Annotated in this window: 9 protein-coding genes and 2 pseudogenes; 10 read left to right on the top strand and 1 reads right to left on the bottom strand. The window is 68.8% G+C overall.

Translation table 11 applies throughout. From position 1 onward, the window contains the following. The 4 genes and pseudogenes from Q0Z44_RS17155 to Q0Z44_RS17140 form a co-directional block, all read left to right on the top strand. Nucleotides 1–760 (top strand): annotated as a pseudogene (locus Q0Z44_RS17155) (hypothetical protein); the annotation flags it as partial. Nucleotides 761–772: 12 nt separating this feature from the next. Beyond that, nucleotides 773–4,660 carry a type VI secretion system membrane subunit TssM gene (tssM, locus tag Q0Z44_RS17150; protein WP_298015033.1) on the top strand — a complete coding sequence of 1,296 codons (3,888 nt, stop codon included), beginning with the start codon at nucleotides 773–775 and terminating at the stop codon, nucleotides 4,658–4,660. After that, complete coding sequence (gene tagF / locus Q0Z44_RS17145; protein ID WP_298015030.1) at nucleotides 4,657–5,649, top strand: type VI secretion system-associated protein TagF; 993 nt, start codon at nucleotides 4,657–4,659, stop codon at nucleotides 5,647–5,649. The genes tssM and tagF overlap by 4 nt, the downstream gene beginning before the upstream one ends. A 2-nt stretch (nucleotides 5,650–5,651) precedes the next feature. Further along, nucleotides 5,652–6,512: an OmpA family protein gene (locus tag Q0Z44_RS17140; protein WP_298015028.1), complete on the top strand. Its 861-nt coding sequence runs from the start codon at nucleotides 5,652–5,654 to the stop codon at nucleotides 6,510–6,512. 35 nt (nucleotides 6,513–6,547) lie between these two features. On the opposite strand, the gene tssA is transcribed toward Q0Z44_RS17140, so the two are convergent. Continuing rightward, on the bottom strand, nucleotides 6,548–7,609 hold the full coding sequence (gene tssA / locus Q0Z44_RS17135; RefSeq protein ID WP_298015026.1) for a type VI secretion system protein TssA: 1,062 nt from the start codon (nucleotides 7,607–7,609) through the stop codon (nucleotides 6,548–6,550). 188 nt (nucleotides 7,610–7,797) lie between these two features. On the opposite strand from tssA, the gene Q0Z44_RS17130 reads away from it, so the two are divergent. From Q0Z44_RS17130 to Q0Z44_RS17105, 6 genes and pseudogenes are all read left to right on the top strand, one after another. After that, nucleotides 7,798–8,562, top strand: a complete 765-nt coding sequence (locus tag Q0Z44_RS17130) for an energy transducer TonB (protein WP_298015024.1) — start codon at nucleotides 7,798–7,800, stop codon at nucleotides 8,560–8,562. Nucleotide 8,563: 1 nt separating this feature from the next. Beyond that, a complete protein-coding gene (locus Q0Z44_RS17125; protein WP_298015022.1) occupies nucleotides 8,564–9,394 on the top strand; it encodes a MotA/TolQ/ExbB proton channel family protein in 831 nt (276 codons plus the stop codon). A gap of 12 nt (nucleotides 9,395–9,406) precedes the next feature. Next, nucleotides 9,407–9,862, top strand: coding sequence for a biopolymer transporter ExbD (locus Q0Z44_RS17120; RefSeq protein ID WP_298015020.1), 456 nt, complete (start codon nucleotides 9,407–9,409; stop codon nucleotides 9,860–9,862). 51 nt (nucleotides 9,863–9,913) lie between these two features. Further along, on the top strand, nucleotides 9,914–11,122 hold the full coding sequence (locus Q0Z44_RS17115; RefSeq protein ID WP_298015018.1) for a CoA transferase: 1,209 nt from the start codon (nucleotides 9,914–9,916) through the stop codon (nucleotides 11,120–11,122). Nucleotides 11,123–11,206: 84 nt separating this feature from the next. Continuing rightward, on the top strand, nucleotides 11,207–13,114 hold the full coding sequence (locus Q0Z44_RS17110; RefSeq protein ID WP_298015016.1) for an MFS transporter: 1,908 nt from the start codon (nucleotides 11,207–11,209) through the stop codon (nucleotides 13,112–13,114). Between the two features lie 21 nt (nucleotides 13,115–13,135). Next, nucleotides 13,136–13,420 (top strand): annotated as a pseudogene (locus Q0Z44_RS17105) (CPBP family intramembrane glutamate endopeptidase); the annotation flags it as partial.

The following is a 13,420-nucleotide window of genomic DNA, read 5'->3' as shown; positions in this document are numbered from 1 at the left end:
GGCCACCCACGCGCGGGCACTGCGCTGGCAGACCACCCCGCCGGAGTCCGTGGATGCGGTGTGGCACGAGGTCGATCAGACCCTCGCGCGCTGGCACCGTGATCCGGCACCCGAGTTGTTGCTCCTGCTCGCCGTCGACAGCGCCATCGACGCCGACGAAGTGGACAGCCTGCAGTCCCGCGGCGAGCTGTTCACCGCCCAGCATCAGCAGGGGCGCATCCCCGGCGAAGGAGCTGCTGGTCTGCTGCTCGCCAGCCCCATGTGGCCCGTGTGCGGCTCGCTGGACCTGACGCCGGTTCAGTTGGGCAGCCCGCTGCTTGCCCGGCGTGACAAGTCGGCCGATGCCGTGGGCCGGGCGAGCACCGCCACGCTGCAAGCCTTGCTGGAAGCCGCAGCTGCCCGCAACCCGGCCCGAGCCGACACGCCGCCCGTCGTGGTGGCCGACGCCGATCACCGCGGCAGCCGGGCCGCCGAGCTCTTCGAGTCCGTTCAAGACGCGCTGCCCACGGTGGATGCCGTCACGGGCGTGGTTCGTCTGGGCGAGGTGTGTGGCGATCTGGGCGCGGCACGCGGGGTGGCCACCCTCGCCCTGGCCCACGCGGCTCTGCGTCAGCAGACTTCCCCTGATGCAACCACCTACGCGGTGCTGATGCAGGACAGCCATGAACGGGTCGTCGTGCCGCTGCGCCTCGCGCCGCCCCCCGTGGCGTCCGACGTCAACGCCGAAGCACCTTCCCCATCCGCGCCCGCCACAGCCTGAGACGGACACCGCATGCAACGAATCTGGACTTTCCTTCTGAACCCCCGTGTCCTCAGTGTGATCGGCGTGGCGGCCCTGGCCGGCTTGCTGCTGCTCGGCGCGGATGCCATGCGCGTCGGGCTGGTGTGGAGCGCGGTGGTGCTCGGCCTGCTCGGGCTGGCCTGGCTGACCGCGTGGGGCGTGCGCCGCTGGCGGGCGCGTCAGGCCGCCCAGGCCCTTGAGCAGGCCATGGGCGCCGAGGCGGACCAGGCCGTGCGCCAGGCGCGACCGGACCAGCGGGACGAGGTGGCCGCGGTGCGCGAGCGCATGGCCGAGGCGGTGCGCCTCATCAAGTCGTCCAAGCTCGGCGAAACGTCCGGCTCGGCCGCGCTGTACGAGCTGCCCTGGTACGCCGTGATCGGCAACCCGGCCGCCGGCAAGAGCTCGGCGGTGGTCAAGTCCGGCCTCAAGTTCCCGTTTGCCGACAACACCGAGCAGGTCATCCAGGGCATCGGTGGCACTCGCCATTGCGACTGGTACTTCACCACCGAAGGCATCCTGCTCGACACGGCCGGCCGCTACTCGGTGCACGAGGAAGACCGCAGCGAGTGGCTCGGCTTTCTGTCGCTGCTCAAGAAGCATCGGCCCATGGCGCCGCTCAACGGCGTGATCATCGCGGTCAGCGTGGCCGAACTGGCCGGGCAGAAGCCCGAGTTCGCCATCGACCTGGCGATCAAGTTGCGCCAGCGCGTGCAGGAACTCACCGAGCGCCTCGAGGTCTTTGCACCGGTGTACGTCGTGTTCACCAAGGCCGACCTGATCGCTGGCTTTGTCGAGTTCTTCGAAGACCGTGACCGCGCCGAGCGTGACAAGGTGTGGGGCGCCACGCTGGCATACGACACCGGCACGCGGGGCGATGCCGTGGCCCTGTTCGATCGGCATTTCGACGAGTTGTACGAAGGGCTGAAGGCGGCGTCGGTGGCGCGGATGTCGCTGCACCGTGGCGAGCAGTTGCCGCCGGGCGTGCTGACCTTCCCGCTGGAGTTCGCGGCACTGAAACCTACGCTGCGCACCTTCATCAACACGCTGTTCGAAGAGAACCCCTACCAGTTCCGCCCCATCTTTCGCGGTTTCTACTTCACCAGCGCGGTCCAGGAAGGGCAGTCCACCAGCCGCGCCAGCGAACGGGTGGCGGCCCAGTTCGGACTGCAGCTGCAACCGGGCACGTCGGCTGCGGTCTACTCACAGAGCGGCTTCTTCCTGAAGGAGCTCTTCTCGCGCGTGATCTTTGCCGACCGGCAACTGGTTCAGCAGTACACCAGCCGGCGCAAGCTGCGTCTGCGATATGCCACTTTCTTCGGCGGCATGGCGCTGCTCGGCGTGCTGCTGGGGGGCTGGACCTGGTCCTGGATGGGCAACCGGCAACTCGTGGCCCATGTGCAGGCCGACATGGCCAAGGCGCAGCGCGTGCAGGAGCGCCGCACCGACCTCGCTTCCCGGCTGGAAGCCCTCGAGATCCTGCAGGACCGCCTCGAGCAGATGCAGCGCTACCGCGGCACGCGCCCCTGGTCGATCGGGCTGGGGCTCTATCAGGGAGAGGCCATCGAGCGACGCCTGCAGGAAGAGTATTTCTCGGGCCTGCAGGCGGTGATGCTCAAGCCTTCGGCCGATGCGATGGCCGCCTACCTCAGTGAGGTCAATGCGAACGCTGCGTCGCTCAAGCCGCTGCAGCGTGTCAACGAGCCCGGCGTCATCACGGTGGCCGCCACGCCGGCTGCGCCCGACGCGGCCTCACCGTATGCCCGCGCCTCCAGCGCGGACGTGTCCGAGGCCTACAACGCGCTGAAGGCCTACCTGATGCTGGGTGACCGCAGCCGCCTGGAGCCCGGTCACATGAGCGACCAGCTCACCCGCTTCTGGCGAGGTTGGCTGGATGCCAACCGCGGCGCCATGCCGCGTGAGCAGCTGGTGGCCCGTGCCGAGCGCCTGATGTCCTTTGCCGTCGTCCAGATGGCGAACCCGGCCTTCCCGCAGCAGGAACTCAACCTCACGCTGCTGGACCAGACGCGCGACAACCTGCGGCGCGTCATCAAGGGCATGCCCGCGCGCGAGCGGGTGTACGCAGAGATCAAGGCCCGGGCCGCGATCCGATATGCCCCGGTCACCGTGGCCCGCTTCGTGGGCGAGGGCGACCGCGCGATCGTGGCCGGCAGCCACGCGGTCTCGGGCGCCTTCACCCGCGAGGCCTGGGAAGGCCTGGTGCGCGACGCCATCAAGGACGCCGCCCACGGCGAACTGCAGTCCACCGACTGGGTGCTGAAGACCGCCGCCTCCGATGACCTCACGCTGGAAGGCAGCCCTGAGCAGGTGCAGAAGGCCCTCACGCAGCTCTACAAGACCGAGTACGTGCGCGAGTGGCAGAAGTTCATGCAGGGCATCAATGTCCAGGACTTCGGTGGATTCGAGCAGGCCGTGCTGCACATGAACCGGCTGGGTGACCCTGCCAATTCGCCGGTCGGCACGCTGTTTCGCACCCTGCACGAGCAGACTGCATGGGACAACCCCACGGTGGCCAATGAGCAGCTGGCCAAGGCCCGCGCGGGCTTCATCGACTGGTTCAAGCAGACTGTGCTGGGCATGTCGCGCACGCCGGTGCAGGTCAATGTCAATGTGCAGGCCGGTCAGGCTGGCGAGATCCCGATGGGCCCGGTGGGCCGCGAGTTCGGCGCCGTGGCCCGCATCATGACGGCGCGCGATGGCGGCACGCCAATGATGCAGCAGTACCTGGCATCGCTGTCCAGGCTGCGCTCGCGCTTCAACCAGATGAAGACCCAGGGCGATCCTGGTCCGCTGGCGCGCCAACTGATGCAGCAGACGCTGGACGGGCAGGGCGAGCTGGCCGATGCACTCAAGCTGGTGGACGAGCAGATGCTCACCGGCATGGCCGATTCGCAGCGTGCGGCGCTGCGGCCCTTGCTGGTGCGTCCGCTGATGCAGGCGTTTGCGGTGCTGGTCCGTCCGGCGGAGGCCGAACTGAACCGCGTGTGGATGGCGCAGGTGTACGAGCCCTACCAGCGCTCGCTGGCGAGCAAGTACCCGTTCGACCGGTCGGCCCAGATGGAAGCCAGCCCGGCCGAGGTGGCCAAGGTCTTTGGTGCCGAGGGCGCGGTGGCGAAGTTCGTCGAGCAATCGCTGGGCACGCTGGTGCACAAGCGGGGCGATCAACTGACGCCGCGGACCTGGGCGGAGCTTGGCGTGCGCCTGCGCCCCGAGTTCACCGCCGGGCTGGCCGGCTGGGTCGCGCCGCTCTCAGGCCAGACGGCCGGCGGCGGTGCTGCACCGGGTGGCGCCGCAGCGGGGGCCGCGGCCGAGGCGCAGACCGTCTTTCAGATGCTGCCGCAGGCCGTGCCCGGGCTCACCGAGTACACCGTCGAGGTTGACGGTCAGGTCATGCGCTACCGCAACGGCACGGCCAGCTGGGCCCACTTCGTGTGGCCTGGGCCCGGCACGCCGGGCGTGCGCGTGCAAGGGGTCGATTACAGCGGCCGCACGGTGGTGTTCTTCAGCGAAGCCGGCCGCTACGGCCTCGAAAAGATGATCAACGCTGCCACCCGCCGCAAGGTGGAGGGCAACGTGTTCGAACTGCGCTGGACGCAGGGTACGGCTTCGGTGGCGGTGCACCTGCGCATCGTGTCGAACGCGACCCCGGCAGAACCGGCGGCGCCGACGGCCCCGGTCGGTCAGGGCGGGGCGGCGGCCGGCCGTCCCGGCGCGCTGCCGGCCCTGGTGGCTGGCGCCGCCGAGGACGCTGCCCCGGTCACGTCCGGTGCCCCGGGCGCGCCGACAACGCCCAGCCCGAAGCCCGGACCGCAGGCCGCGCTGCTGCCCGCCATTCCCCGTTCGCCGGAGACCATGTCGTGAGCGCCCATCCCAGTCTGCACGCCACCGGTCATCTGCTCTACTTCGGCAAGGTGCCTTGCCGTGGGGACTTCGTACGCAGCGCCCAGCACGGCGCGCTCATCGAGCGCCTGGATGCCTGGCAGAGCCAGACGATGGAACGGCTGTCGGCCGACCCTCGCTGGAAGTTGCTGTACGACGGTGCATCTCCACTCACCTTTGCCGTGCTGGGCACGGGCAGCCGCGTGGGCCTGGCCGGGCACTGGATGGCCAGCCAGGACGCTTCCGGACGGCGTTTCCCCTTCCTCACTGCCTGTGCCCTGGCGGTCGAGGCACCGCGGTTGACGGTGCCCCTGGCGCCGCTGGCGCTGTCCCGTCTCTGGAGCCGACTCGAGCAGGTGGCCCGCGTGGCCCACGCCGCGACCGACCTCGCGCACGCGCAGGCCAGCCTGGAAGCGGCCGTTGATGCCGACCTCCATGCCGAGGAGGCGCATGCGGTGCTGTCGGACTTCCTGGCCTCGCGCACGGTGGCGTCGATGGAGCAGATGCTGTCCGCGGCGGGACACCGCCTCTCCGTCAGGCAGGCCACGCTGGCGCTCGGCATGCTGCTGCAGCCGGCCATGGCGCAGGGTGCATCCCGGCTCAACAAGGTGCTGTGCCTGCCGCTGCCACAGGACCCGGCGGCCCGAGGCGCAGTGGCCTGCTGGTGGCTCGCCATGGTGCTGGGCTTCTTTGCGCGCCACGCGGTCGAGCTCGGGCTGTTTGCCGCGACGGTCGATGACCTGCCCTACCTGGTGGTGGGCTTCCATGGCGCATCGCCGGCCGCCCTGCATGGCCTGATCGATCCGCTCCGCCTGGCGGAGCAGGGCGTCTTCCTGCGCGATCTCGACTGGGTCGAAGAGGAGGTCGCGGGGGATTACGGGCTGCGCAAGCTGTCGAACTACCTGCGAGACCCCGGGCTCTCGCTGGCGCAGGCGCTCGATGTCTACAACGAAGTGTTTCTGGGAGCGTGAAGATGGTGAGCATCCTGCAGCGCGATACGACCATGATGCGGGCCGGCATGGCGCTGGTCCTCGGGCTGGTCTGCGGATCGACCGCGTGGGCACAGCCCGCACCGGTGACGTCCCCCGCCACCCCGTCGTCCAGCCCCGCGGCGGCCTTGCCGTCGGGTGGTACGGCGCGTTCCGGCCCGGTCGTGGCGTCGGGCACCGTGCCGGACGAGGCCACGCGGGCGGCCGTCATCGGGCGCTTGCGTGAGCTCTACGGTGCCGATCGGGTGGTCGACCAGCTCAGCCTCGGTCCGGTGGTGGCCCCACCTCAGTGGCGCGACCACGTGCACAAGCTGCTCTCGCCCGCGCTGAAGCAGGTCTCGCACGGGCAGCTGGCCATTCAAGGGCAGACGGTCGAGATCCGCGGCGAGGTGCCGAACGAAGCACTGCGCCAGCAACTGGCCAGCGACATGGCGCAGTCGTTGAATCCGACCTACACGGTGCGCAATGGGCTCCGGGTGGCCGTGCAGGACCAGACGTTGGTGGACCAGGCACTGGCCAACCGCATTGTCGAGTTCGAGCCCGGCAGTGCCGTGCTGCGTCCGGCCAGCCTGCCGCTGCTCGACGAGATGGCCGCGGTGATGGCGCGCCTGAAGGACCGCCGTTTCGAGGTGATCGGACACACCGATGCCGACGGTGCCCGCCCCGCCAATGTCAGCCTGTCGCTGGCGCGTGCGCAGGCGGTGAAGACCTATCTGACAGGCAAGGGGCTGCCCGCAGACCGGATTGCCATCTCCGGCATGGGCCCCGACCAACCTGTGGCGAGCAACGCGACCGAGGCCGGCCGCGCGCGCAACCGGCGCATCGAGTTCCGGGTCGGCTCCTGAACGGGCTCGTCCGCTTAGGCGGACGGATGGCGGGCTCAGTGGCCCTGCGGGGGCTCAGGATCGGGATGGAGTCCCAGGAGTTCCTCGAGGTGGCTCATGGCGCCCTGGTCCTTGACGACGTGGCGCAGCCATTCGTGCAGGGGCATCTCGGCCCACTTCACCGCCTTGTCAGCGAGGTAGGCCACCGGGCTGTGGGGCTCGGTGCGGCGGAAGAAGCTCGCCACCTCGCGCAGCTGTTGCAGCGCCTGCGCACGGTTGGCCACCGGGCCCCGGGCGACGGCTGAGGCCGGGGCCTCGGTGGAGGGCTCTCCGGGGGGGCTGTCCTGCAGGTGGTCTGCCTCGGCGTGGCCGTCCAGTGCGCCCACCTCGCGCGCCAGGCGCTCCAGATCATGCAGCGCATTGCTCAGCGCTTCCCGGGCCGTGACAAAGCTCGGACCGTCCTGGCCGAGTTGGCTGTCGATCACGTCCTGGAGGACGCGCAGGGCAGCCTGGCTGTCTCGCAGGGCCTCGACCTGGGCGCGCAGGTGGTCGCGGGGGGTGTCGCGCAAGGCGCGCATGAACCCATCGACCGTGATTCGGTCTGCCGCGTTTTCAGGCTCGCTGGGTGCGTTGTTGCTCTGGCGGGCTGCCGCCAGGTCACGCAGGCTGTGCGGTGCGCCATGCCGTGGGCGGGTCACGGGCCGGCTGTCGGCAAAGGACTGCACCTTCTGAAGCAGCCAGCCGAGGTTGCCGATGCGCTCCTCCATGTCGCCCTGGTCGGGCAGGGGGTGCAGCGCATCCCACTGATCACGGCACAGGGCGGCACACAGCGTCAGGCCATCGCGCAGGCCCGCGTAGCCGCGCAACATCGCCTCGGCTTCGGTCAGCCACATCACCAGGCGCAGATCCTTGCTGCGCTCGGCCAGTAGTGCCTGACAGAGTCGGCTGACGCCAGGCCAGTCGGCCACCTTCAGCGAGGTCACCCATTCACCCTGGTCCAGGGTCGGGTCGTCTTCGCGCCGCATCTCGGCGATCTGGTCGAATTCGGGGGAGAACGACAAGTCCTCGCCACACGCCGAAGGGCCCTCTAGCGGGGCCGTCAAGACGTCAAAATGCATGGTGTCCCTGTTTGAATGCGCGTGAAAGCCGCCCGGGTGCCCCTGGCTGCGTTCCAATCGGATCATCCCACGACGGCGCCGGCCGTCAGGGCCCTCTGACGAGGGGCAGGTGTATCGACATGTGGCGAAACGGGCGCAAATCAAATGAGATTGATTCGCAATTGCATCAGGCGTGCTACGATGACGCCATGAATTCGATCGCCGTACCCTCGTGGGGCGTCCTGTCCAGCGCACCCAGTGAGCTCAGCCCGCTGCAACGGCACGCGCTGACGGTCGGCGTGGTCCTGACCCACGCGGCACTGGCCGCTCTGATCGTCGCGTTTTCGCGCGACGTGCCGTCCGAGCCGGAGCCGCAGCCCATCACGGTTTCGCTGGTGAGCGAGGCGCCCGATACCGTGGTGACGCCCCCGGCGCCAGCCAAGGTGGAGGCGCCAACGCCGCCGCAACCGCGGCCGCCGACACCGGTGGCGCGGCCGATGCAGCCCACGCCCACCCCGCCTCTGCTGACCAGCCGGCAGGCCGCTGCGCCCAACGACATGGTGGCGCCACCCGTGACCGAGGCGAAGCCCCAGCCCACGCCGGTGGCCCCGGCCGCCGCGCCGGCACCGGCTCCGGTGGCTGCGCCCCAGGCTCCCGCAGCCGAGCCACCCCGTGCACCGGCCGCACCGAAGGTGCTGCCTTCGTCGGCCGTGCGCTATCTGGTGGAGCCGCCGCTGGCCTACCCGCGTGCCTCACGCGAGCTGGGAGAGCAGGGCGTCGTGCGCTTGAAGGTGCTGGTCGATGAGACCGGTCGCCCGCGCGACATCGAGATCGCCAAATCATCGGGGTACCCGCGCCTGGATCAGGCCGCGGTGAGCGCGATGCGCGCCGCCCGTTTTCAGCCGCACCTCGAGGAGGGCGTGGCCCGTACCGTGTGGGTGCTGGCGCCCCTGACGTTCAATCTGGAAGACTGACATGACCGACACTACCGTTGCAGCGACTGCCGCTGCGTCTGCCGCCCCGGCCGCCACCACGGCGGTCACCACCGCACCGGCCGCCGCGCCGGTGAACATGGGTTTCAGCCACTTCATTGCCCAGACGGACGTGGTGGGGCAGGGCCTGTTCGTCATCCTGGTACTGATGTCGCTGGCCTCCTGGGCCCTGATCGTCACCAAGGGGGTGGGTCTGTATCTGCGCCAGAAACGCAGCCAGGCCTTCCTGAACTTCTTCTGGAACGCAACCTCGCTGGAAGCCGTGCAGCACGAGATCAGCACGCACGGCGTGAGCGAGCCGTTCTCGCATCTCACTTCGCACGCCATGCATGCCCAGGCGCACCATGCCCGCTATGGCGCTGCCAAGCTGGAGGAAGCCGGCTCGGCCCAGGAGTTCCTTACCCGCACCATCAAGAAGGTGCTGGATGAGGAAACCATGCGCATGGAAAGCGGCCTCACTGTGCTGGCAACCATCGGCGCCACCGCGCCGTTCGTCGGCCTGTTCGGCACGGTGTGGGGCGTGTACCACGCGCTGCTGGCCATCGGCCAGACGGGTGCGGGCACGCTGGACAAGGTGGCCGGCCCGGTGGGCGAGGCGCTGATCATGACGGGCGTGGGCCTGGCGGTGGCGATCCCTGCCGTGATGGCCTACAACTGGCTGACCCGCAGCAACCGTGTGTGGGGCGCCCGTCTGGACGCGTTCGCCTTCGAGCTGTTCGCTTTCCTGTCGACCGGCCAGACGCTGAAGAACTCGACCGATGCCGAGCCGGGCCGTGCCCCTGCCGCCATCGTGCCGATGAAGTCGCAAGCCTGAAGGGACTGAACCATGGCTTTCGCCAGTTTTGACGGCAAGAAGGGCGGTGCGCCGCTCGCCGAGATCAACATGGTGCCGCTGATCGACGTGATGTTGGTGCTGCTGGTGATCTTCATCGTGACGGCCCCGCTGCTGAGCCACTCGGTCAAGCTGGAGCTGCCGAAGGCCAGCGCCACCGTGATGTCGGCCAAGGCCGAGAAGGTTGACCTGTCGATCGACGCCGATGGCGTGCGCTACTGGAATGGCACGGCGCTGAGCCGCGAAGAGGCTGCCGCGCGCTTCACGGTCGAGGCCGAGAAGCAGCCGCAGCCCGAGATCCACCTGCGTGCCGACCAGGCCGTGCCTTACCGTGCCGTGGCCGAGACCCTGGCCGATGCGTCGCGCGCCGGTCTGAGCAAGATCGGCTTCGTGACCGATCCGGCACCGGGGGCAGCACCGGTGCCCGCCACGCCCCCGGCGAAACGCTGAGGCCGAGCGGCGCCCGCGGGGCGGCCGATCTGACCGAGAATGCGGGCTCATATGAGCCCGCTTCCTTTTTCTGCCCCGCCCTCGCCGCAGGCCCTGGCCGGCCTGCGTGTCATCGAACTCGGCCAGCTGATTGCCGGGCCGTTTGCCGGCAAGACGCTGGCCGATTTCGGTGCCGAGGTGATCAAGGTCGAACCCCCGCCCGCCGAGGGCACTGCAGGCGGCGACCCGCTGCGTCAGTGGCGCATGCTGCACAACGGCACCAGCGTGTGGTGGCAGGTGCAGAGCCGCAACAAGCAGAGTGTGGTGCTGGACCTGCGCACGCTCGAGGGCCGGGAGGCCGTGGCGCGGCTGATTGACGAGGCCGACGTCGTCATCGAGAACTTCAAGCCCGGCACGATGGAGAAATGGGGGTTGGGCTACGACGCACTGAGCGCGCGCAACCCAGGGCTGATCATGCTGCGCATCAGCGGTTACGGGCAGACCGGGCCCTACAAGGATCGCCCCGGTTTCGCCGTCGTGGGCGAGGCCATGGGTGGCATGCGCTACCTGAACGCCGAGCCCGGCCGCATCCCCGTGCGCGCCGGCGTGAGCCTGGGCGACACGCTCGCGGCATTGCACGGTGTGATCGGCATCCTGCTGGCGCTGCAGGCGCGACACGCCAGCGTGACGCCCGAGGCGCCCAAGGGCCGTGGGCAGGTGATCGACGTGGCGCTGTACGAGGCGGTGTTCAACTGCATGGAAAGCCTGTTGCCCGAGTACAGTGCCTTCGGTGCCGTGCGGCAGCCGGCGGGTTCGGCCCTGCCGGGGATCGCGCCCAGCAACGCCTACCCCTGTGCCGACGGCATGGTGGTGATCGGCGGCAACGGCGACTCGATCTTCAAGCGGCTGATGATCGCCATCGGCCGAGACGAGCTGGCCACCGACCCCGAGCTGGCGAGCAACCCGGGGCGCGTCAAGCGCGTGGCGGAGATCGACGCGGCCATTGGCGCCTGGACAGGCGCGCGGGCCGTGTCCCAGGTACTGGACGTGCTGAACGCGGCCAGCGTCCCGGTGGGACGGATCTACACCGCGCAGGACATCGCCGAAGACCCGCACTACCGTGCGCGCGAGATGATCGTGCCGGTGACCACGCACGACGGCCTGAGGGTGGAGGTGCCAGGCATCGTGCCCAAGCTGTCGCGCACGCCCGGGGCCATCCAGCGGCGTGGCCCGCTGCTGGGCGAGGACACGGAGGCGGTGCTGTCCCGGCTCAAGAAGTGAGCCTCGGCTGCTGCGCGCCTTTTTGATGTCCAATCGGCGCAGTACCGGGCTCGCCACGAGGTCCGGACCAAGGAGGTTTTCCCTGTGAGTGACCCGTCTTCCCACGGCGGCCAGTTCAGCCTGCTGGGCCAGCGCCGATTTGCCCCGTTCTTCTTCACGCAGTTCCTCGGGGCGGCCAACGACAACCTGTTCAAGTTTGCGTTCACCGTGCTGGTGACCTACCAGCTGCAGGTCAGTTGGCTGGACGCGAAGATGGCCGGCCTGGTCATCGGGGCACTGTTCATCCTGCCCTTCGTGCTGCTGTCGGCCACCGCCGGGCAGTGGGCCGACAAGCATGACAAGGCCTTCATCATGCGGAGCGTCAAGCTCATGGAGGTGGGCATCATGGTGCTCGCGGGCCTGGGCTTCTGGTTCACGTGGGTGCCGCTGCTGTTGGCTTGCGTGTTCCTGATGGGGCTGCATTCGACCCTGTTCGGCCCGGTGAAGTACGCCTACCTGCCGCAGCACCTGCGCGAGCATGAACTCACCGGGGGCAATGGCCTGGTCGAGATGGGCACCTTCGTCGCCATCCTGCTGGGCAACGTGGGTGGCGGCCTGCTCATGGGCATCCCCGAAACCGGGCGGCACTGGGTGGCGGCTGCATGCTTTGGGGTGGCCCTGCTGGGTTGGCTGACAGCGCGGGGCATCCCGGCATCCCCCTCGTCCGACCCGGGACTCCAGATCAACTGGAACCCGGTGTCCGAAACGTGGCGCAACCTCAAGCTGGCCGCGACCTACCCCAGCGTGTTCCGTTCTCTGCTGGGCATTTCGTGGATGTGGTTCTTCGGTGCCGTGTTCCTCGCGCAGTTTCCGTCATTCGCGCGCGATGTGCTGCACGGGGACGAGCAGGTGGCCTCGCTGATGCTGGTCGTGTTCTCGGTGGGGATCGCGGTCGGTTCGCTCTTGTGCGAGCGGTTCTCGCACCGGCACGTCGAGATCGGCCTGGTGCCCATTGGGGCGGTTGGCATGACCGTGTTTGCGTTCGACCTGTATCTGGCGGCCAGCGGGCTGTCGCATCAGGCCGATGCCCCCTTGTTCAACGCATCGGCGTTCGTGGCACAGCCCGGGCACGGACGTGTGATGGCCGACCTGGCCTTGCTGGCCTTCAGCGCCGGCCTCTACAGCGTGCCGATGTACGCGCTGATCCAGCTGCGGTCCCAGCCCAGTCACCGGGCACGCATCATCGCCGCCAACAACATCCTCAACGCCCTGTTCATGATCGTCAGCAGCCTGGCCGCTGGTGCCATGCTGTCTGCGGGCTTCAGCATCCCCGAAGTGTTCGGTGCGACCGCCGTGCTCAACGTGCTGGTCGTGGGCTATGTGTTCTGGTTGATGCCCGAGTACATCGTGCGCCTGGTGATGCTGTTCGTGGCCCGCATCGTGTACCGACTGCGGGTGCGGGGTGAGCATCACCTGCCGACGGACGGCGCGGCCATCCTGGTGTGCAACCACGTGAGCTTTGTCGACGCGGTGATCCTCGGTGTGCTGAGCCCGCGGCCCATGGTGTTCATCATGGACCACCGCATCTTCCGCACGCCCGGCATCGGCTGGTTCTTCCGCCTGGTCAAGGCTATTCCCATTGCGCCTCAGAAGGAAGACCCGGCGGCGTACGAAGCGGCCTTCGAGCGCGCCCGGGCGGTGCTGAACGAAGGCGAGTTGCTGTGCCTCTTCCCCGAGGGGGCCATCACGCGCGACGGCAAGTTGCAGCCCTTCAAGGCCGGCATCATGAAGATTCTTGAGACCAACCCGGTGCCCGTGATCCCGGCGGCGCTGCACAACCTGTGGGGATCGAGCTTTTCGCGCATCGACGGCGTGGCCCTGGCCCGCCCCCTGCGTCGGGGGGTGTTCAACCCCGTGGGGCTGGTCGTCGGGGAACCGATCCCGCCCGAGCAGGTCACACCGGCGGCCTTGCAGCAGCGTGTTCAGGCGTTGCTTGACGAGCCCACCCCCTGACCTCACCTCCATCACTGACCCATGGGCAACCTGCTGACCCCTGCGGCCTGGCCCCGCATTGTTCCTTTCATCGTCTTCATGGCGCTGCTGGCCCTGCGTGGGGCCCTGCCCACCGAGGAGGGCGGTTGGTTGGATGCCCGGTGGGTGTACGCGCTGTGCGTCGTGGTCGTCTGTGGTCTGCTGGTCTTTTACTGGGGGCGCTACAGTGAACTGAAGCGCCCCTACGGTGAGACGGTGCGGCTTGGCTGGAAGGCCGCGCTCGTGTCGGTCGTGGTCGGGTTGGTGGTGTTCAAGCTCTGGGTGGTG

Origin of the sequence: uncultured Aquabacterium sp. (assembly GCF_947366995.1) — a bacterium.
Lineage (GTDB): Bacteria > Pseudomonadota > Gammaproteobacteria > Burkholderiales > Burkholderiaceae_C > Aquabacterium.
This window is presented reverse-complemented; position numbering and strand designations above follow the sequence as displayed.

Bases quoted from the DNA above. Each gene is read 5' to 3' on its own strand.
- Q0Z44_RS17125 (WP_298015022.1), top strand. From the start codon at position 8,564: ATGACCGACACTACCGTTGCAGCGACTGCCGCTGCGTCTGCCGCCCCG.
- Q0Z44_RS17140 (WP_298015028.1), top strand. From the start codon at position 5,652: ATGGTGAGCATCCTGCAGCGCGATACGACCATGATGCGGGCCGGCATG.
- Q0Z44_RS17120 (WP_298015020.1), top strand. From the start codon at position 9,407: ATGGCTTTCGCCAGTTTTGACGGCAAGAAGGGCGGTGCGCCGCTCGCC.
- tssM (WP_298015033.1), top strand. From the start codon at position 773: ATGCAACGAATCTGGACTTTCCTTCTGAACCCCCGTGTCCTCAGTGTG.
- Q0Z44_RS17115 (WP_298015018.1), top strand. From the start codon at position 9,914: ATGAGCCCGCTTCCTTTTTCTGCCCCGCCCTCGCCGCAGGCCCTGGCC.
- tssA (WP_298015026.1), bottom strand. From the start codon at position 7,609: ATGCATTTTGACGTCTTGACGGCCCCGCTAGAGGGCCCTTCGGCGTGT.
- Q0Z44_RS17130 (WP_298015024.1), top strand. From the start codon at position 7,798: ATGAATTCGATCGCCGTACCCTCGTGGGGCGTCCTGTCCAGCGCACCC.